This window comes from Lysinibacillus sp. YS11, assembly GCF_002896375.1.
GTDB classification, from domain to species: Bacteria; Bacillota; Bacilli; order Bacillales_A; family Planococcaceae; genus Lysinibacillus; species Lysinibacillus capsici.
In genome coordinates this window covers 2,098,766-2,118,005 of the sequence record NZ_CP026007.1, presented here as the reverse complement: position 1 = coordinate 2,118,005, position 19,240 = coordinate 2,098,766, and the positions used below count along the sequence as shown (strand labels likewise).

Genomic DNA, 19,240 nt, shown 5'->3' with positions numbered 1-19,240 from the left:
CCTTACTACAATACTTCGACACCCTAAGTAATATTCCTGCTATTTATTGAATTTTTTACTAGTTCCCAATATTCTGCTGACTTTGTTCTGCGATAAAATTTATAAAAGGGCTCATTTGGGCGAGCATGCTCCTTATAAAGGTTTATCAGGTGCAGTAAAAAATCTTCAATTTGTGTGACGTCTACCCTCTTAGCGAATAACGTGCCAGCCTGTGCCTTTGCTCCCATCGGTACTGCCCCTAAATAGACATCAAAGCTTTCTTGTTGGTAAACGAGTCCAATATCATCATAGACTGCATTGTAGCAAGCTGATGCACAGCCATTAATATTGACACGCACTCTTGCAGGTACCTTCATCCCCTCTATGGCATGATAGAGCTGTTCGGTTATCGGAGCAGCCTCCATTTTCTCCCCATCACAAAAATCGCAGGCCTTCATGGCTATGATTGAACCAGAGGGAGCAACATAAAGACCTGCTTCCTGTAAGGCTTGCACCGCTTCCGTGGCATCGCACGTTGGTATGGATACGAGTATACTATAGGAAGCAGAATATTTTATCGCCCCCTTTTCGCCAGCAATTTCGGCTATTTTTTGGAATTGTGCAGGAGTATAATGCTTATTAATAATGCCAGGGCTAACGGCTAGACGGGTAAACTCACCATGACGGTTCAGTGTTTCAAATGTTTGATCTGGTACATTTTTTTGAAATGCGTTCATTTTTATCGCTCCTTATAAAAAAGGAGCTAGCAAAACGCTAGCTCGAATGAATTAAAAGTTTTCAGGATAGAAGCCCTTTGCTAAAATTCCAATGGCCTCTGCCGCACGAACCCCTTCAGACGCTGCTGAAAGTGGCAGGATAACAAAGCGCTCATTTTTGACCGCTTCCATCTCCTTTAAGGCTGGATCATTTTTTAAGAATTGGATCTTTTGGTCTGCCGTTGTTTCACCGTAATCAATCACGACAACTACCTCTGGGTTGCGGTCTACTGCATCTTCCTTCGACACAGTTGTCCAGCCTGATTCCACATCACCAAAGATATTTTGTCCACCCGCGATTGTCACAAGCTCATTCATAAAGTTTTGACCAGCTGTAAATACATCCTTTTCACCGCTATCAAACACAAGAACACGTAATTTTTCGCTATCTTTTGGTAATTTAGCTTGTACTGCCTCTACATCTTTCGTCATTTGCTCAATTAAAGCTTCGCCACGATCCTCAATACGGAAAATCTTCGCGATATTGCGAATATCAGTGAAAATATCCTCTATGGTTGGCTTTGTCATGTTGGAAGCCGTATGTAAATACGTATGGATGCCTAATTCTTCAAGCTCTTCTGGTGTGCCTACACCCTTTTCGCCAAAGCCACTTTTCCAGCCAGCATATAGGAAATCTGCCTCGGCATCGATGACTTGCTCCTTCGTTGGGTATTGATCGGAAAGAACAGGGACCTTATCGTATGCCTCTTGCAGTGGTTCATAGATTTTATCATCTAAGTAAGCTGTCCCTACCATAGAATCCTCTAAACCAAGTGCTAACATAATTTCTGTCACATGTTGATTTAAGCTAATCGCTTTTGTTGGTGCTTCCGTATATGTTTGAGTTGTGTCATTATTTTTAATGGTTACTTCTGCTGCCGCCTCAGATGGCTCAACCTTTTCACCTTGTGCAGCTGATTCCGTTTTGTCCTTTGCGTTACAAGCCCCTAAAACAGCGACCAAGGCAATGATCATCATCAGCCATATACTTTTCCATTTCTTCATGTCCTTTTCTCCTTTGCTTTTAAAATATAGAAAGAAATCAGAGACTTCTTTACTACTAAGGTAGTTGGAAGGGCATAAAAAAACCCTCTTGTCGCCAAGAGAGTAGCATAGTGAAATAACGGTATCATTACCTTCATCACTATCCCCATCCTCGTGGTTCTTAGTCAAAAAATACATACTGGCAGGTATCCTGGCTTAGGTTCATCATCTATACGCCTTCCCATAGTTTCACTACAGTGGCATGCTGTATAGACTCCCCATTTACAGTTGCGGGACAGCATCGGAATTGCACCGATTTCCCTTTTAAGCAAATGACAAATGCCATTTGCACCAATACGTTCTATAATGGTCAATACTATTGATAGACTAGCAGAAGAAAATTTATCGCGCAATCAGTAGTATGACACTAAAAGTATAATCATCATTATATTAGCACTATTTCGACATAAAGACGAACTATTTTACAAGAAATATAGAAGCTAGTATTCTGTTACAATAAAAAGATAGCATTCTATAGAAACGAGGATTTCTTATGTACAAAACGATCGGTGTACTTGCGCACGTGGATGCAGGAAAAACGACCTTCTCTGAGCAAGTGCTTTTTCATACAAATAGTATTCAAGCACGGGGGCGTGTTGATCATCAGGATACCTTTCTTGATCATCATGAGCTAGAGCGCAGACGAGGCATTACGATATTTGCCGAGCAAGGGCGCATGAATATTGGCGATGATACATACACATTGATTGATACGCCAGGGCATGTCGATTTCTCCCCTGAGATGGAGCGTGCCATTCGTGTGATGGATTATGCCATTATTATCATTAGCGCTGTCGAAGGGATACAGGGCCATACAGAAACAGTGTGGCAACTTTTACGTCAATACCATGTCCCTACCTTCTTCTTTATCAACAAAATGGATCGTGAGGGTGCCAATATGGAGGCTGTCATCAGCCAGCTTCGCAAAGATTGCTCTCAGCATGTATTGTTCATCGATGAGCCACTGCGAGCAGACTATGTATCAAATAATATCATGGAATGGCTGGCGGAGCGCGACGAAAAATTGCTTGATGCCTTTCTAAATGAGTCATTGGAGCATGAACAGTGTCTTGCTCAATTAAAGGAAATGATTAAAAATGAAGGTGCCTTCCCTTGCTTTGCTGGCTCGGCCTTAAAGGATGAGGGCATTCAGGAATTTCTTGACCAGCTCCCGCTGTTAACGGCTACCCATTTTGACAAGGATGCCCCGTTTGAGGGCGAGGTTTTTAAGATTCGTCATGATGGGCACCAGCGTTTAACCTTTATGAAGGCAACCAAGGGCTCGTTGCATGTACGAGATGAATTTTCATTTGACGAAGTAACAGAAAAAGTGACCGAAATTCGCCTTTATAACGGCAGTCGCTTTGAGACCGTTCAACAGGTAGAGGCAGGAGAAATTTTCGCTGTCAAAGGACTGAGCCAGGCAAACATTGGGGATCGAATCGGTACAACGATGCTATCACAGCCCTATGAGCTTGTCCCAACCTTACAGGCAAAGGTTCAATATGAGGGTGATCAGCATATCAAGGAAGTGCTACAGATTTTCCGTTTACTCGAAGCAGAAGAACCGTCCTTGCGTGTGGTCTGGCAGGAAAAATTTCAGGAAATCCATGTGCATATTATGGGTGCTATTCAATTGGAGGTCCTGACAGAGGTATTAATGACGCGTTTTTCATTAGCTGTCTCCTTTGGTGAGCCGCAAATTTTATACATGGAAACCATTGCGACGACCGTAACGGGCTATGGTCATTTCGAGCCCCTCAAGCATTATGCAGAAGTTCATTTATTAATGGAGCCAAATCCACGTGGAACAGGTAATACCTTCACCAATGCCTGTCATGCCGATCATTTATCTGTAGGCAATCAGCGCCTTGTTGAAAAGCATCTGTTTGAGCGTGACCATCATGGGCTACTGACAGGCTTCCCTGTAACAGATATTCATTTTACACTTCTAACAGGTCGCGGGCACAATGAACATACATCGGGGGGAGATTTCCGTGAAGCCAGTTTCCGTGCCCTGCGTCAGGGGCTGGAGCAGGCACAAAATGTCCTACTTGAACCCTATTATCGCTTTAAAATGAAAGCTTCAAATGACTTTATCGGTCGTATGATGACTGATATTCAGCAAGCAGCTGGCACGTTCGATGACCCGATTTTATCCGAAACGGATGTTATCCTAACAGGTCGTGCACCTGTTGCCACTTTAATGAGCTACAGCACAACCTTTGCCGCCTATACAAATGGGAAAGGTGCACTCACACTCCAATTTGATGGCTATGATGTGTGCCATAATACAGAGGATGTGATTGCACAGATTGGCTACGATAAAAATGCCGACCCTGAGTATAGTTCCTCTAGTATCTTTTGTGCTAAGGGCAAAGGATATTCGGTTCCATGGCAAGAAGCACAGGCAGCCATGCATTGCCTGTAGGGTGGGATGAGCCTGCTCGCTTCGGGTAATCCGCGGGTATTTCTTTCTTGGGCATCAATATATCTCTACCCTACCATAAGATATTACAAGCCCTCCAAAAAATGGAGGGCTTGTTTTTATAGTGCACCGACAGCTTTCTTTGTTGGATTGTCCAACAAATATGCGGGTTCAACTATTACATAGTCATGCTTGTTCGTAAAATCAATTAGTACCTTACCAGGTTGACTTTTTAATAGTTGTAGATGATCAATTAATTGCAGTAAAAGCTCGTGACCGTTGCCACGTGGATGCCAGTTGAAATGATAATCATTTAACGCTTGCACCGCTTCAATAAATTGGGCATATTCCTGCTGCACAAATGCAATGAGTTTGTCATGATGAGATGCTAAATCATATAAATATGTTTCGTAAAAGCGCATGACAATCGAGCATAATAAGTCATTGACACGAGCGGCACTTAAAACAGGCTTTGGCTCCAATGATAGACGGTCAAGGTTGGGCTTTGCGCGTGTAGAATCAATGCGCGTAATTAAGTGATACGCTTCTCCGTTGACCTCATAGACAATCGGATTGGTCGGCATGTACATCATAAAACTATTCGTCTTTGTTTTTAGTTCATCTGCTATGGCTGCTTTCGCTAAAAGATGACCGTCCACATCCCCATTTTGTATCCAAATAATTTCTTTATTATATAAGATTTGCTCAAAGAAGCGATCATTGCGAATCAGCTTCGTTGCTAATAATTGATCGATCAGAGACTCGACCACCATTCTTGTTTTCGCTTTCTTGGCAACTTCTGTTCGTGGTTGCTTACAAATGTTCAGATCTTCATAAGGCGTTTCCAACGTTGTCGTTACATGAATATTTGTCATACGTGCATCCCCTTTGCGTACATATTTTCAAAACAAAAAGGACTCCCTACTTTTGAGGAAATCCTTCATTTTATCTTCTTTCATCACACAATGCCAAACAAACCCTAAGTATGTGTGAACGAGTTCGATTATGAACCCTTTCATTTACTATGGGCGTTTGACGTACTGTGACGAACAGAGCATTCTGTTTTGTCAACATGCCACCTCCTATTCCTCGTAGGTTTATGGTGTGTACTCGTAACAGGCAGGTATCCTGACTCATGATCATCGCTTCTTTTCTCCTTCCCGTCCAAAGACAGTGGATACTGAAAAGTCGCTCACATTTACAGTTGCGGGACAGTGTCGGATTCGCACCGACTTCCCTTTTAAGCAAATTGCACGCAATTTACACCTCTTACTACACGCTATTCAGTTGTCATAGGAATGAGTATAAGCACATTCCTATTAGATTACTAAAATCAATTGTAAAGTAGTGTTTTTCCAAAGTCAAATATCACAATATTTTCCAAACTACTAATAAAGTTAGAGGGGGATATAAAAAAGGTGAACTGCGTATTTTTTATCTTTCATTGACTTTATAATGAAAGATAGTGTACTTCTAATAGTGGAAGGATGAAAAATATGAAAACAAGTCAACAATTAGTGACGAGTAATTTAGAGGAAAAAATGAAACTATTTACTCGAGCCGTTTCTGGACAAATTATAGAGGAAGCTCATTTTGTCATAGCCAATACGAATATTCCAACTGATACATTTAATTTGTTAGTAGCGAAATCGCCTATAATTCATAAGGAAAATCATCTTAAACAAAGGATTAATCATTTCATTGTGAATAAACTTCCCTTCAGTACGTGGGTGGATGCCAACTATCTAAGCGATGATTGGCTACAGCTGATAAAAGACTGCAATTTACAGGAAGCTGAACGAAATATGATGATGAAGCTTGACCATACACTTCACACAGGTCCACGAATTTCCAATTATCTTACCATCACAGAAGTAAGTAACAAGGAAGAGCTTCTACAATATAAGGAAGTTTTTCTAAGTTTATTTGGAGAAACAGCAGAAAGAGATGCATTAGAAATTTACTTTCATCAATTCTCACAGGAAAAACTAGCATCAAATGCTCGCATGTTTATTGGTTGTATAAAGGAAGTACCTATCGCTACGGGATTATTAATCGACAGTAAACATAGCTATGGGATTTATGATGTGATGACAAAAGATGCGTATAGGGGCAACGGCTATGGCAGTGAGATGTTTCAATTCCTACTCAGTCAAACAATCAATAAGCAAAAGCCCGTAGTCTTACAGGCATCAGAGGATGGAAAAAATATTTATAAACGCTTCGGGTTTAAAGAAGTCGGAGAAATGATTGTATTTGAATAAGGTCTCGGCAAGGCGCTCTTATTTACACTTGACAGTATTTTCGAGCTTACCGTAATCATGAAGCCGACTTAAAATCCGTTACACCGACCCCTTCCCGGCACGACAAAAAAGCCTCGCAAATCTGCGGGCTTTTGGTTGTGCACATGTACTATTAGCACCTTCATTACGTCCCCAAAACATACTGTGCTAAGACGCTTTGCACCTTATAAATATTTGTCGCCTTATTGAAGTTTTTTTGAATCGGTAATGGACTGCCAGACACCCATATTTTAAGCTCTGCATCTAAATCAAATGTTCCAGCTGTTTCGACTGAAAAATGAACGATATTTTTATAGGGAATGGAATGATACTCTGTTTTCTTGCCAGTCACTCCTTGCTTATCAATGAGGATTAATCGTTTATTGGTAAAAATAAACGTGTCTCTAATAATTTTATAGGCGTTCTTGACTGTCTCGTTTGGAATTAATAAATTATGGACCTCCTCCTGTAGTTTTTCTAAATTCACCTCGCTTGCATTGCCGATCAATCCATCAAATAAGCCCACTATCTGTCCCCTTTCGCTCTCGTTTATTTAATGTATTACAAAGAAGTGAGAGCTACGACAGGAAATGGTGGTATTATTTAGCCTATAAAAGGGGTGAGTGGTTGCGAATAATGATAGCTGCCTTAGTGTCTCTACTAGCCGTTGTTTTACTAGGATGTAATGAAAAACCAGATGATGAATTAGCTAAGGTCAGCATTTCTATTGGTGCTAAATTTAACAAGGTGAACACTGATTTTTTTAAAGAATATACGGATGAAGAATCACTTACACTATTCCAACAAGCCATTGCAACAACAGTCAAAAACGAGGGTGTTGTCAATATGGCTTCGCCAGAATATGATGTACAAATAGTGGACAAGGCAGGAAACAAATATGGCTATCATCTTTGGTTAGGTGATAAAGGGCAAAACAGTAGTTTGATGCATGTCAAGGATACGCATACGATCTACACAATATCTGAGGAGTTCACTGAAAAATTAGCTGCGCTAGTTCACTCATAAAAAAACACTTCCCATTCAAGGAAGTGTTTTGCCAAATCAATGATCCATTGCCTGAAACAGCATTTTTGCATAGCTGTCCGTGAAGGTAAAGCCGTTATTCTCTTTGTTGCTCTCATCAACAATGGTTCCAGCCTTCATCACATAAATGCGATCGCATAAATAGGAAACAGCCTTTAAGTCATGAGAGATAAAGAGAATGGCCATTGCCCTTTCTTTATTCAAGGTCTTTAATAAATCAACGATTTCTCGTTGAATCAAGCGATCTAGGCTTGAAATAATTTCATCACATACGATTAATTGTGGCTCGACCAAAAGGGATCGTAATAAATTAACTCGCTGTTTTTCTCCGCCACTTAGCTCAGAGGGCAAGGCATGTAAGATATCTGTGGGTAGCTTGACCTTCTCCAGCATGGTCTGTAAATAGGTGTCCGTTATAGGTTGCTTATGCTGAAGCGGCTCTCTTAATAGGTCCCTTACAGTCCACACGGGATTTAAAGCGGCTGTTGCATTTTGAAAAATAATCTGGCAGCTGTCATAAAAAGCTGCGCGACGATGCTTGGTTATTGGTTGCTGTTGAAAGTATACTGCCCCTTTTTCAGGAGCTTCTAGCTGCATAATTACTTTGGCCAATGTGCTTTTGCCACTGCCACTTTCTCCTACTAAGCCGACTATTTCCCCTTTTCCTACAGTAAGATGAATATGATTTAATATTGGGCGTCCCTTTCGATAGCTTTTACAAATATTGTGAACCTGAAGTAACAAAGCCCACACCTCCTCCTAAAAATGATGCGCAACTAGCTGCCTAGTGTATGGATGCTTAGGCTGCTCAAAGATTTCTGTTACTCGCCCTCGCTCCACAATTTCTCCATTTTTCATGACGAGGATAAAATCTGCGATGGAAGCAGCTACATCTAAATCATGGGTAATTAAGAGTACGGTTGTTTCTAGCTGTGTATGAAGCCTTTTCAATTGTTGAATAAATTCCTGTTGATGCAGCATATCTAAGGAAGAGGTTGGTTCATCCGCTAATAAAACAGCTGGCGCCAGATAGAGAGCACAGGCAAGCATACAGCGTTGTAGCATCCCTCCTGAAAGCTCGAAGGGATAGCGCTCCAACACATCTGCTGGTAAATGTAAATCCTGTACAATATGCTTCATTTTAGCTAGAAATACTGCCTTTGTCTGCCCCATCCGTAAGGCAGTTAATCCATACAATTGCTGTTTCATTTTTTGCGTTGGCGAAAAGCTATTAGCAGCATCTTGAAAAATCGTAAAGAAGTGCCTTTGGCGTAGTACAGCTTGATCCTGTTTTGCTAATTCCACTATATTTCTTCCATTAAAAAAGATTGAGCCTTCAACTGTTGCTTGCGCTGGAAGCATGCCTAGAATGGCAGAGAGCATGGTGCTTTTTCCACTACCGCTTTCACCTATCATCACGGTAATCTGACCTTTTGGCACCGTAAACGAGAGATCGTTCAATATAAATTTTTCGTTTATTCGAACAGTAACATGCTCCATTTTAAACATGTGTCTGTCCCCCTCTCTGCTTAAATCTACTACCAATAGCTTGCACGCATAAAATCGTTACGAAAATGAACATCCCAGGAAAAAGGCCCATCCACCAAGCCCCGACAAGTAAATCATTTTGTGCCGTATAGAGCATCGTCCCCCACGATGGAATGGACGGTGGAACACCGATACCTAAAAAGCTTAAGGATACTTCCGTAAAAATAGCACCAGCAAAATTAAATATCGTCACGACAAAAATGGCGGGAAGACTATTACGCAATAGATGACGAAAAAGAATCTTCCACAGCGGAGTGCGGAACATCTTCGCCATGTGGATAAACTCTAATTCCTTCAACCGGATAAATTCAGAGCGCACGATACGGGCAGTGACAAACCAGCCTGTGCACCCCATAATCATTGCCATGCGCCATACACTTCCTTGCATAATCGCTTGAAGAGCTAGCACAATCACTAAAGATGGAATTGTTAAAAATGCCTCTAGTATACGCATCATCACTGCATCAATAGCTCCACCGAAATAGCCACTTATACCGCCATAGATAATGCCAATTATGCTGGATAGAACAACCGATAACGTAGCGATAAAAAGGGTCACTCTACCACCAACGAGTAGGCGGGAAAGAACATCTCTACCTAGCTGATCTGTGCCAAGGAGGTGTGTTCCATTAGGTGCTTCATAAATATGATTCATATCCATCGCGTTTGGCTCAAAAGGCACTAACCATGAGGAGAATAGGGTGAAGCCTACTAAAAGACCAAGAATCACTAGCCAAAAGATGAGCATTTTTTGCTCTTTTCTCATACGATTCCCCCTCTTCTTAAGCGGGGATTGAGACAAATCATGAGGACATCAATCACAAATAAACAGATAACGACTACTACGCCAGTGATTAAAATGGCACCCATCAGCACAGGAAAGTCCTTTACCATCACTGCTTTCACTAAAAGCTGACCTAAGCCTGACCAGCCAAATAATGTTTCAACCACGATGGATCCTCCAAAAAATGATGGGATGGTCACACCGACATAATTGATATATGGAATAATGGCATTGCGTAAAATCATCTTACGAATAGCTCGCTCTGGTACTCCGTTGGCACGTGCCACCTCTACATAATAACGATGCTTCTCTGCCTTCACATTTTCCTGTAAAAAACGTGCGAATACCCCGACATGTGCCAGTACAAGGACCGATAATGGAAGAACCATATGGTGTAGTCGGTCCACAAGGCCGCCATCCCCTCGTACATCCTTCATCCCCGATGAAGGAAACCAGCCTAGTTGTACAGAGAACACCATGATGAATAAAATGCCAAGCCAAAATGGAGGAATGGCTGAGCTAGCAATACTTACAAAGGAAAGTCCGCGATCTAATAACGAACCCTCCTTCATGCCTGCCTGTAAGCCGAGCCATGTTGAGGCAATGGCTACGATGCCTAAAGTTCCAACAACGAGCTGTAATGTATTTGGTAAACGTTCTTGTATAATTGTCGCTACTGGTCTGCCTTCTTTTGCCGAGTAGCCTAAATTTCCTTGCATCGCTTCACGGAGCCACACACCATATTGATAGAGTATCGGTTGATCCAGACCAAAAGCTGTTTCAATGCGTTCTTTCTCCGCTGTCGATAACGTTTGGGCATTGCCACCATAATACGCTGCAGCTGGATTACCAGGTGCCGCATGCATCAGGAAAAAAGAGAGGAAGCTCACGATAATGAGGACAATTGTCCCCATTATCACGCGCTTCCCGATCCATTTAGCGATCATGCCATTTCCACTCCTCGACATTCCAGAGGAAGCCTGCCCCATGATGACCTAAAATGCGCTCTTTGACGCCACTAATCTGCTGATTAATACCATACACAGCATCCACATAGGCAAAGTAGGCGAATGGTGGATCTTGTGCTAGCTCCTCCTGTAATGCCCCATAGACTTCCTTACGTTTTTCAGGATCAACGGTTGTACGCCCCTCCTCTAGCAAGGCATCCACTTTCGGATTGTTATAGCTACCGTAATTGTAGCCAGCACTTGTGAGACTGGATTCACCAGAATGGAAGAGACTATACGTATGATGGTCAGCATCATATGGGCTTCCCCAGCCAACCATAAAGGCTTCTGTTTCTTCAATGACAATATTGCTCCAATCGAGTGCAGCTACTTGCACATCTGCCCCAATCTCTTTATAGCCTTCTGCCACATAATTAGCCATGTTCACACGCACTGTGTCAGTAATAGGTGCCGTAATAGTAAATGCTAATTTTTGATCATTCTTATAGCGGAAACCATCCTCAGCTAGTTGCCAGCCCGCTTGGTCGAGTAGCTCGTTTGCTTTATCAAGGTCATATTTATAATGCTCAATGTTGGCGTTTACAAAGGCATGCTTTTGTAGCGGTGAGTATGCTTCTGTACCGTATCCATGTAAAATGCCTTTGACAATACCTGCACGATCTGTCCCATAGCTAATGGCCTTGCGAACAGCAACGTCTTGCCAAATAGGATACTTCATATTAAAGAGAACACCACGATAATCTGCTGATTCCACCTCGTATAGCTTTAAATGCTCAACCTTCGATAGCTCCTCTACCTGATTCGGGTCTAGTAACGCTATATCGACCTCACCCGATTTTAGCTGGAGCGCACGCACATTACTATCGGGGATAAATTTAAAAATTACTTTCTCGATAGAAGCTTTTGTGCCAAAGAAAGATGGATATGCCTTTAGTGTCAGGCTTGTCCCTTTGTCCCATTGTTCAAACATATACGGACCCGCACCGATTGGCTGCTGGTTAAATGTAGCGGTTCTCATCTCTTGCCCCTCAAAGGCATGCTTTGGTAAAATTGGCACCGTTAATTTGTCTAATAGCGGTGTAAATGGCTCGTCTAATTGGATAGTCATCGTCATGTCATTGACCTTTTCCATTGACACAACATGGCTAAAATCAGACTTTAAATAAGAACCGTTTGCATCATCCAAAATACTGTTAATGGTAAACATAATATCGTCCACCGTTAATGGATGCCCATCATGGAAGGTTACATCCCTGTGAATCGAAATGGTATAAGTCATCTGGTCATCTGATATTTTAATACTTTGAGCAATATCATTGATGGGTACATTATGCTCATCAAAGCGCATCAGACCTCTAAATAAAAAGGCATCTAAATTGGTTTCCTCCAAAAGAGGATTTAAGCCTGCAAACTCAGACTCTGAGGCAAAAACAAGCTCATTTGCCTGGGCAGATGATGTAGCTGTCGGTTGTTTCTCTCCTCCTTGATTAGACGAGCAGCCCACAAAAACTACCGCTAGCACCATCAAAAGTATCAATACGGAAAACTTTTTCAATTTACTATCTCCTTTATCACAACAGAAATTACAGCAATGCTGCGATGTACTCGAACATGCGGTTTATTTCTTTGTGAAGTGTTCGTTGCTCCTTGGCAAGCCATCTACAATGAATGGCTTGATCTGTCAATTTTGTCACACTCGCCTGAAGGGACTTTTCCTGTTGGATTTGATCCTGTAAATCCCTTATTTGAAGATTGTTAACCGATGGAGAGACAATCCACAAAGAACCAATATAGCGTGCCTTTTCAAGCAAGCCGATTTTGGCAAAATTCATCTCCTGCGGCTTAAACTGCAACGAGTCATAAGCTATCAAAGTATCCTCTACATAGATCTTGTATTTGGCTTGGAATGTTTGATAGTCAAAGATTTCTCCTCGCATTTCTCTACCTGGAGCAACAATTTCTCCCCAGACCAATGTCGAGCTTTCCTTCATACGAATGGTTGTATGTACCTGAAATTTTGCTCGTTCAAATGGAATCGTCACTTCAGGGAGCCATTCTAATCTCGCCTGCTCTGCAAGTTCAACCGTTATAGCTTGTGTACAAAACTCACCATTGTGAGAAGGGTAAATTTTTAATGCTGATTGTTGCTTTAACTTCACCTGACTATCTGGCGCTAGTGTAACCGTAATTTCATTGCGATCTCCTGCAACCATGCCTCCTGAGGATTCCATGATAAAAACGGTGGCTGCTGGATGATTGCCTTCGTATAGTTCACGACTAGCCTTTAATGGGGGTTGCTGGTACACATGAACAAGTCGTGTATAGCCCCGTCTCGGTTCAAAGGCCATCTCTAATTTGCCAAAATGATTAACTTTGCTAGGGTTAAACATCTTCTTCAACTGCTTCGGCACCTTCAAGTAACAAATGGTGCTGAATCCATTCAACCACCTTATCTACATTTGTTTGGGAGCGAACATCCGCAAAAATATATGGACGTCCACTACGCATTTTTTTCACGTCCTGATCCATGAGCTCCAGATCAACCCCAACATGAGGAGCTAGCGAAGTTTTATTAATTAGCAATAAATCTGAACGTGTTAGCGCTGGACCACCCTTACGTGGGATGTCCTGTCCTTCTGCCACATCAATGACATAAATATAGCCATGCACGAGCTCAGGACTAAATGTTGCCGATAGATTATCGCCACCGCTTTCAATAAATATAATATCTAAATCTGGAAAGCTTTTATTCAAATCATCAATCGCAGCAAAATTCATCGAGGCATCCTCTCGAATGGCTGTATGTGGACAACCACCTGTTTCTACTCCAATAATTCGCTCCTCTGCTAACACACCGTTTGTGATTAAATACTGCGCATCTTCTCTTGTATAAATATCGTTGGTAATGACAGCTACGTTGTAGTGTTCATGCATTACCCGTGTTAATTGATCGACTAAAGATGTTTTGCCTGATCCAACAGGCCCACCGATACCAATACGTACTGGTTTCATGTATATCCTCTCGCTTTCTATGAAATAAATAATCTCGAAAATAAAAACTCATGCTTCATGGACGCCAGTTCAATACCTAGTGCATTATTGGCTAGATCATCCATTGTTAACGTCAACACCGTTTCGGCTGCTTCCTCCACAGAGGCTAATAGCTCATGTAATGCTTGCACACCTGTATTTTGACCAAACGGTACAGCACGGACAGCATTTTGCACTAAACCACTAATTGATGCGTACATAAAGGTCATAATTGCATGAAAAACGTTCACACCTAGTGCTTCACAATAAATCCCATAGAGAACTGCATAATGGCCTTTTACTTCTTCATGGTCAATCTTCTCTTTCCATTGCAATAAAAAAGGGCTCTCCATTAGAGGGGCTACTGTTCGCATAAATTGCTTCCCTACATTGACACTAGTATCTCTAGATTCTTTCGCTAGCTTCATTGCCCCACAAAGTTGGTCGAGCTCAATAAGATGAGCAACATCTCGTCTTTTAGCTGCATGGAATGCCTCTTGTATAAGAATTGCATCACCGTAAACTACATTGTGAAATAAATAGACCTGACAAAACTCAACTAATTGTTCCTTTGTGCGAATGATATCTTCCTGAATATACGTTTCCATACCATAGGAATGTGTATAGGAACCGATTGGAAATGCGGAGTCATGAATTTGCAATAATTGTAATAAGGATAAATTAGTGAGCGTGTCCACGGTATTTGAACGGTTGCTTGAAGCGTCGTTCAGTTGTTTCATAGTGCACCCCAATTTCATCTAATAATGGATTAATCGTATGATCTGCTCGTACGATGATTTCATTGTTTGCAATCAAGCTAGGAGTATGACGGTTGCCCAATTCAAAGGCAGCTTTCCCCATTTCATACATATCTTTTGGTGTAATGACGATAACTGGCTCCAATTTTGTACGAATTGCAATTCGTCGTTGCTCATCCTCGAATAATAGGTCACCATATTGTAGAGGCTCTTCACCCTCTATACGTATAGCGATATCTGTTCCTTGATCCGTTGCTGTGCGAAGAATGCGTTTGCTTAATTCCTCCCACTCTAGCTCAATCCATTCCGTTGCCTTTTGTGGATGTTCTTCTTCATTCGCTATATTGCCAATAATTTTTTCTATTAACATATGGTTTAGCTCCTCTTTTTCTTTGTATTCGCTGTTACACTCATATCATGTGCTTAGAATAAGAAATAGCGTTGTGCCATTGGAAGTACATCCACTGGCTCACATGTTGCTAGCTCCCCATCAATTTTCACTTCATAGGTTTCTGGATTAACATCAATCTGCGGAGTGGCATTATTAAGCTTCATGTCAGCTTTACGAATATTTCGGCAATTTGAAACCGTGCCAATCATTCGTTTTAGGCCTAATTTTTCTGGCAAGCCTTCTTCCACAGCAATTTTCGGTAAAAATGTCATGCCGCAATGCTGTGGCCCTTGACCGTAGAAGCCATATGTTCGACGGCCTTTCATTGGCTGTGGTGTAGGAATGGAAGCATTTGGATCACCTGTTATGCCATACACAGCAATACCAGCCTTAATGACAACTTCCGCCTTCACCCCAAAGAACGCTGGGTCCCATAAGACAATATCCGCTAATTTACCTTCTTCCAGCGAGCCTACTTCATGGCTTATGCCATGGGCAATAGCTGGGTTAATATTTAGTTTTGCTATATAACGCTTAACGCGATAATTATCGTGATCCTTGCCTTCATCCTGTGGTAATGGACCACGCTGTTTTTTCATTTTGTCTGCTGTTTGGAACGTTCGGATTGTGACCTCACCAACACGTCCCATCGCTTGTGAATCGGAAGACATGATGCTCAAAATCCCTAAATCCTGCATAATATCTTCTGCTGCAATTGTTTCTGGGCGTATGCGTGAATCTGCAAATGCCACATCCTCTGGTACATCATGCTTTAGATGGTGACAAACCATCAGCATATCTAAATGCTCATCAATCGTGTTTGTCGTAAACGGTTTCGTAGGATTCGTCGATGCTGGCAAAATATTAGGTAAGGATGCCATCACTAATTGGTCTGGAGCATGACCGCCACCCGCACCTTCCGTATGGAAAATATGAATGACACGGCCATCAATCGCATTGATTGTATCTTCTACAAACCCTGCTTCATTCAATGTATCGGAGTGGAGGGCAACTTGAATATCATATTCATCTGCCACCGATAGACTTTGATCGAGTGCAGCTGGTGTGGCACCCCAGTCCTCATGTATTTTCAACCCGATCGCACCTGCACGAACCTGCTCGATAATAGGCGCAGGATCAGATGCACTACCCTTTCCAAGCAAACCAACATTGATGGGGAATCCCTCTACAGCCTGTAGCATGCGATGCAGATGCCATTCACCAGCCGTTAAGCTTGTCGCTTTTGAGCCTGCTGCTGGACCTGTTCCACCGCCTATAAATGTCGTTGTCCCTGCTAATAATGCTGTTTCCACCTGATCAGGGCTGATGAAATGGATATGCGTGTCGATTGCTCCTGCTGTTGCAATAAGCCCTTCGCCTGCATAAACCTCTGTTCCCACACCTATGATCATATCCTGGTCCACACCATCCATACTGTTCGGATTGCCTGCTTTCCCTATACCGATAATACGACCATCTTTGATACCGATATCTGCTTTTACAATCCCTGTATAGTCGATAATCATAACATTGGTAATAACTGTATCCAGCACACCTTCATTACGTGTATTTTTACCATTTTGCCCCATTGAGACACGTAGTGATTTACCACCACCAAAGACCCCCTCATCACCGTATGAAGTATAGTCCTTCTCAATTTCAATCCATAAATCCGTATCGGCTAAACGGACTTTATCACCAACAGTGGGACCAAACATTTTTGCGTAAGCTTCATGTGTTACCTTCATTTTTCTTCCGCTCCTTTAAAGCCACCTTCAATTGCCTTGTCCAAAATTTCGTCCTTATGGTGGGTAGAGCCCTCTGTTAGCATATTTAAGCCAAAGACATGTTGTTTACCACCAAATTCGACAAGCTCCACCTCTTTTTCTTCCCCAGGTTCAAAACGCACGGCTGTTCCTGATGGAATATTGAGGTGCATACCAATCGCATCTTGTCGATTAAACGCTAGAAATCTATTAACCTCAATAAAATGAAAATGGGAACCTACTTGTATCGGGCGGTCACCTGTGTTCGCCACCAATACCTTTTTCGTCGCTCGACCCACATTGATCTCAATCTTTCCGCTTTTCGGTCGAATTTCTCCAGGAATCATTCACAAACACCCCTTTTACTGAATTGGACGGTGAACTGTGACCAGTTTCGTCCCATCTGGGAATGTACATTCAACCTGCACATCTGAAATCATGTCCCCGACACCTTCCATCACATCTTCCGCTGTCAGTACATGCTTGGCATCACTCATAAGCTGTGCTACCGTTTTACCATCTCGAGCACCTTCCATAATAAAACTGCTAATTAGAGCGACAGCTTCTGGATAATTCAGCTTTAAGCCCCGAGCTTTTCTTTTCAGCGCAAGTTCTCCTGCCACATGGAGGAGTAATTTTTCTTGTTCAACTGGTGATAGCTTCAATCCAATCTCTCTCTTTCTTTTATTCAGAATTATCTTTCAATAATATTTTTTCGAGGCATGACTTCCTTTCAATTTTTTGTAATGGTCTTACGATTCAGTTTTAGTTACATTTAGTTGTTGTCTTACAAATTATAATTTCGCAAGGGATATGCGAAGAGAAATAGAAATGACTTGTTGACCCGGCGAGTGCGGGTTGCAATAGTTGAAGTGAGTAATAGAGGTAACAGCTAGTCCATTATAAGAAACTCGATTAGAAAATTCAACATTTTTATTTATCTGTTAATTTACAAGTTTACGAAATAAATAATAAAAAAAGAGGCATATTTTACAGAAAATTGGTCGTCTGTAAAAAAGCCTCTTCTCGAATGTGTGACAGGAAGATAAAAATTATACTAAAAAACTTATAAAATTATTAATATGTGATAGTTATTTCAGGGCTAAAAAATCTTGAAAATATCAATTTCTTACCTAGACATGAAATTGATTTGTTAACTTTTGTAAGTTATCCGCTTGGACACTTAAATCCTGTGTGACATGATTAACTGCTTGCATTGAGGCTGTTTGCTCATCCATTGAATGTAAAACAGCTTCTGTATAATTCGATAGCTTGCCCATGCCAGCTGCGATGGTTGTCACAGTGGATGCCACTTCATTGGCGCTACTTGAAAGCTGCTCAGCTGTCGTCGAAATATCCTCCAGCTGACTTGTCATCTGACTAACATGCTGTGAAATTGTGCCAAATGATTTTGTCGCTTCGTCAATGACATACACTCCTTGTTGAACATTTTTCAAATCATCTTCTACTGATGAGGCTACTTGTTTTGTATCACTTTCTATTCCTACAACTAAATCCACAATTTGCGTAGCAGAGTGCTTTGATTGTTCTGCTAATTGACGCACTTCTTCAGCTACAACGGCGAAGCCTTTACCATGCTCCCCAGCGCGTGCTGCTTCTATGGCCGCATTTAATGCTAGTAGATTTGTTTGATCTGTAATGGTAGTAATCATATCTGTCATTGATTTAATATCTGACATTTTAAGGGATAATTGCTGCATCAATCCACTTGTTTTTTCTGTTGAAGAGGAAATAAATTGCATTTGCTCTTTTGCCACATGTAAAATATTTGCACCATTTCCTGCTATCTCGCTAGCATCTTTCGCATGCACAAACACATCTTGTGTGGCTACTGTAATTCGCTCAATGCCATCAACGGTTTCTTGCATAGATTTAGCACTATCATTAGCCGATTGTGCTGCTTGCTTCAAGCCCTCTGACGTCTTCTCCATTTGTTGATCTACTTCTTCCACAGCAAGTGTAATTTCATTCGTACTCGCAGATAATTCTTCGATGCTTGCTGATAAATCTGTAGAGCTGTGCGCAATTTTTTGTGTCATTGTTCGTAATTGTTCCTGCATCTCTAAAAAGGATTGTGCTAGTTGAGAAATTTCACCATTATCACGAACCTCAATGACAACGGTATCTAATTGACCTGCCGTAATTCCTTGTGCAGCCTCTGTGATTTGTTTGATAGGCTGTATCACTTTGTAGTGGACATACACTGTGTAAGATAGTGTAATAGCGATGCCTACAATCGTTAACACGGTAGAAAACCAATCTAATGTCGTTACATTGGCTAAATCGATAAATAAAATAACGATCATTAAAACATTTAAAACGGAAAAGCCAAGTAAACTCTTTTTTCGTAAACTCATTACAAATTCCCCCAACTAAAATATGTCTTCCATACCATTATTATAGTTGAATAATCCTAAAATA

General features: G+C 41.5%; 20 protein-coding genes and 2 riboswitches. Of the genes, 3 read left to right on the top strand and 17 right to left on the bottom strand.

Translation table 11 applies throughout. The features are described 5' to 3' along the window. Positions 1-23: 23 nt before the first annotated feature. Positions 24-716: a precorrin-3B methylase gene (locus LBYS11_RS10450; RefSeq protein WP_103118069.1), complete on the bottom strand. Its 693-nt coding sequence runs from the start codon at positions 714-716 to the stop codon at positions 24-26. Positions 717-767: 51 nt separating this feature from the next. Beyond that, positions 768-1,760 (bottom strand): ABC transporter substrate-binding protein, encoded by a 993-nt coding sequence (locus tag LBYS11_RS10445; protein WP_103118068.1) that lies wholly within the window; start codon positions 1,758-1,760, stop codon positions 768-770. A 162-nt stretch (positions 1,761-1,922) separates the two neighbouring features. After that, a riboswitch (cobalamin riboswitch) is annotated at positions 1,923-2,110 on the bottom strand. A 182-nt stretch (positions 2,111-2,292) separates the two neighbouring features. On the opposite strand from LBYS11_RS10445, the gene LBYS11_RS10440 reads away from it, so the two are divergent. Continuing rightward, a complete protein-coding gene (locus LBYS11_RS10440; RefSeq protein WP_103118067.1) occupies positions 2,293-4,230 on the top strand; it encodes an elongation factor G in 1,938 nt (645 codons plus the stop codon). A 116-nt stretch (positions 4,231-4,346) separates the two neighbouring features. On the opposite strand, the gene LBYS11_RS10435 is transcribed toward LBYS11_RS10440, so the two are convergent. Further along, complete coding sequence (locus LBYS11_RS10435) at positions 4,347-5,102, bottom strand: hypothetical protein (protein WP_048395717.1); 756 nt, start codon at positions 5,100-5,102, stop codon at positions 4,347-4,349. 225 nt (positions 5,103-5,327) lie between these two features. Then, a riboswitch (cobalamin riboswitch) is annotated at positions 5,328-5,512 on the bottom strand. A gap of 211 nt (positions 5,513-5,723) precedes the next feature. Between LBYS11_RS10435 and LBYS11_RS10430 the strand changes: the two genes are divergently transcribed. Continuing rightward, positions 5,724-6,491: a GNAT family N-acetyltransferase gene (locus LBYS11_RS10430; RefSeq protein ID WP_048395722.1), complete on the top strand. Its 768-nt coding sequence runs from the start codon at positions 5,724-5,726 to the stop codon at positions 6,489-6,491. A 163-nt stretch (positions 6,492-6,654) separates the two neighbouring features. Here the strand turns inward: LBYS11_RS10430 and LBYS11_RS10425 are convergent, their stop codons facing one another. Further along, positions 6,655-7,035, bottom strand: coding sequence for a PH domain-containing protein (locus LBYS11_RS10425; RefSeq protein ID WP_048395723.1), 381 nt, complete (start codon positions 7,033-7,035; stop codon positions 6,655-6,657). A 110-nt stretch (positions 7,036-7,145) separates the two neighbouring features. Here LBYS11_RS10425 and LBYS11_RS10420 point away from each other — a divergent pair, with 110 nt between their 5' ends. Beyond that, on the top strand, positions 7,146-7,535 hold the full coding sequence (locus tag LBYS11_RS10420) for a YhfM domain-containing protein (protein ID WP_233732778.1): 390 nt from the start codon (positions 7,146-7,148) through the stop codon (positions 7,533-7,535). A 36-nt stretch (positions 7,536-7,571) separates the two neighbouring features. Here LBYS11_RS10420 and LBYS11_RS10415 read toward each other — a convergent pair whose 3' ends face one another. The 13 genes from LBYS11_RS10415 to LBYS11_RS10355 form a co-directional block, all read right to left on the bottom strand. Next, positions 7,572-8,306 (bottom strand): ABC transporter ATP-binding protein, encoded by a 735-nt coding sequence (locus LBYS11_RS10415; protein WP_233732699.1) that lies wholly within the window; start codon positions 8,304-8,306, stop codon positions 7,572-7,574. Positions 8,307-8,312: 6 nt separating this feature from the next. After that, positions 8,313-9,062, bottom strand: a complete 750-nt coding sequence (locus LBYS11_RS10410) for an ATP-binding cassette domain-containing protein (protein ID WP_103118064.1) — start codon at positions 9,060-9,062, stop codon at positions 8,313-8,315. Beyond that, a complete protein-coding gene (locus tag LBYS11_RS10405; protein WP_054549248.1) occupies positions 9,055-9,867 on the bottom strand; it encodes an ABC transporter permease in 813 nt (270 codons plus the stop codon). The genes LBYS11_RS10410 and LBYS11_RS10405 overlap by 8 nt, the downstream gene beginning before the upstream one ends. Continuing rightward, a complete protein-coding gene (locus LBYS11_RS10400) occupies positions 9,864-10,832 on the bottom strand; it encodes an ABC transporter permease (protein ID WP_103118063.1) in 969 nt (322 codons plus the stop codon). Before LBYS11_RS10400 ends, LBYS11_RS10405 begins: the two co-directional genes overlap by 4 nt. Then, positions 10,822-12,408: an ABC transporter substrate-binding protein gene (locus LBYS11_RS10395; protein WP_233732696.1), complete on the bottom strand. Its 1,587-nt coding sequence runs from the start codon at positions 12,406-12,408 to the stop codon at positions 10,822-10,824. The genes LBYS11_RS10400 and LBYS11_RS10395 overlap by 11 nt, the downstream gene beginning before the upstream one ends. 28 nt (positions 12,409-12,436) lie before the next feature. Beyond that, entirely contained in the window at positions 12,437-13,243 is an 807-nt protein-coding gene (locus LBYS11_RS10390) for an urease accessory protein UreD (protein WP_103118062.1), read from the bottom strand. Further along, positions 13,236-13,865 carry an urease accessory protein UreG gene (gene ureG / locus LBYS11_RS10385; RefSeq protein ID WP_103118061.1) on the bottom strand — a complete coding sequence of 210 codons (630 nt, stop codon included), beginning with the start codon at positions 13,863-13,865 and terminating at the stop codon, positions 13,236-13,238. The genes LBYS11_RS10390 and ureG overlap by 8 nt, the downstream gene beginning before the upstream one ends. A 17-nt stretch (positions 13,866-13,882) precedes the next feature. Then, complete coding sequence (locus LBYS11_RS10380) at positions 13,883-14,623, bottom strand: urease accessory protein UreF (RefSeq protein ID WP_233732693.1); 741 nt, start codon at positions 14,621-14,623, stop codon at positions 13,883-13,885. Beyond that, positions 14,565-15,011 (bottom strand): urease accessory protein UreE, encoded by a 447-nt coding sequence (locus LBYS11_RS10375; protein ID WP_103118059.1) that lies wholly within the window; start codon positions 15,009-15,011, stop codon positions 14,565-14,567. The genes LBYS11_RS10380 and LBYS11_RS10375 overlap by 59 nt, the downstream gene beginning before the upstream one ends. A gap of 53 nt (positions 15,012-15,064) precedes the next feature. Further along, positions 15,065-16,780, bottom strand: coding sequence for an urease subunit alpha (gene ureC, locus LBYS11_RS10370; protein ID WP_036080661.1), 1,716 nt, complete (start codon positions 16,778-16,780; stop codon positions 15,065-15,067). After that, positions 16,777-17,145 carry an urease subunit beta gene (locus LBYS11_RS10365; RefSeq protein ID WP_054549253.1) on the bottom strand — a complete coding sequence of 123 codons (369 nt, stop codon included), beginning with the start codon at positions 17,143-17,145 and terminating at the stop codon, positions 16,777-16,779. Before LBYS11_RS10365 ends, ureC begins: the two co-directional genes overlap by 4 nt. A 15-nt stretch (positions 17,146-17,160) precedes the next feature. Further along, positions 17,161-17,463 carry an urease subunit gamma gene (gene ureA, locus LBYS11_RS10360; protein ID WP_036080666.1) on the bottom strand — a complete coding sequence of 101 codons (303 nt, stop codon included), beginning with the start codon at positions 17,461-17,463 and terminating at the stop codon, positions 17,161-17,163. A 468-nt stretch (positions 17,464-17,931) separates the two neighbouring features. Beyond that, complete coding sequence (locus LBYS11_RS10355; protein WP_048394485.1) at positions 17,932-19,176, bottom strand: methyl-accepting chemotaxis protein; 1,245 nt, start codon at positions 19,174-19,176, stop codon at positions 17,932-17,934. Positions 19,177-19,240 lie beyond the last annotated feature (64 nt).

Bases quoted from the DNA above. Each gene is read 5' to 3' on its own strand.
- LBYS11_RS10450 (WP_103118069.1), bottom strand. From the start codon at position 716: ATGAACGCATTTCAAAAAAATGTACCAGATCAAACATTTGAAACACTG.
- LBYS11_RS10445 (WP_103118068.1), bottom strand. From the start codon at position 1,760: ATGAAGAAATGGAAAAGTATATGGCTGATGATGATCATTGCCTTGGTC.
- LBYS11_RS10440 (WP_103118067.1), top strand. From the start codon at position 2,293: ATGTACAAAACGATCGGTGTACTTGCGCACGTGGATGCAGGAAAAACG.
- LBYS11_RS10435 (WP_048395717.1), bottom strand. From the start codon at position 5,102: ATGACAAATATTCATGTAACGACAACGTTGGAAACGCCTTATGAAGAT.
- LBYS11_RS10430 (WP_048395722.1), top strand. From the start codon at position 5,724: ATGAAAACAAGTCAACAATTAGTGACGAGTAATTTAGAGGAAAAAATG.
- LBYS11_RS10420 (WP_233732778.1), top strand. From the start codon at position 7,146: ATGATAGCTGCCTTAGTGTCTCTACTAGCCGTTGTTTTACTAGGATGT.
- LBYS11_RS10410 (WP_103118064.1), bottom strand. From the start codon at position 9,062: ATGTTTAAAATGGAGCATGTTACTGTTCGAATAAACGAAAAATTTATA.
- LBYS11_RS10405 (WP_054549248.1), bottom strand. From the start codon at position 9,867: ATGAGAAAAGAGCAAAAAATGCTCATCTTTTGGCTAGTGATTCTTGGT.
- LBYS11_RS10400 (WP_103118063.1), bottom strand. From the start codon at position 10,832: ATGATCGCTAAATGGATCGGGAAGCGCGTGATAATGGGGACAATTGTC.
- LBYS11_RS10390 (WP_103118062.1), bottom strand. From the start codon at position 13,243: ATGTTTAACCCTAGCAAAGTTAATCATTTTGGCAAATTAGAGATGGCC.
- ureG (WP_103118061.1), bottom strand. From the start codon at position 13,865: ATGAAACCAGTACGTATTGGTATCGGTGGGCCTGTTGGATCAGGCAAA.
- LBYS11_RS10380 (WP_233732693.1), bottom strand. From the start codon at position 14,623: ATGAAACAACTGAACGACGCTTCAAGCAACCGTTCAAATACCGTGGAC.
- LBYS11_RS10375 (WP_103118059.1), bottom strand. From the start codon at position 15,011: ATGTTAATAGAAAAAATTATTGGCAATATAGCGAATGAAGAAGAACAT.
- ureC (WP_036080661.1), bottom strand. From the start codon at position 16,780: ATGAAGGTAACACATGAAGCTTACGCAAAAATGTTTGGTCCCACTGTT.
- LBYS11_RS10365 (WP_054549253.1), bottom strand. From the start codon at position 17,145: ATGATTCCTGGAGAAATTCGACCGAAAAGCGGAAAGATTGAGATCAAT.
- LBYS11_RS10355 (WP_048394485.1), bottom strand. From the start codon at position 19,176: ATGAGTTTACGAAAAAAGAGTTTACTTGGCTTTTCCGTTTTAAATGTT.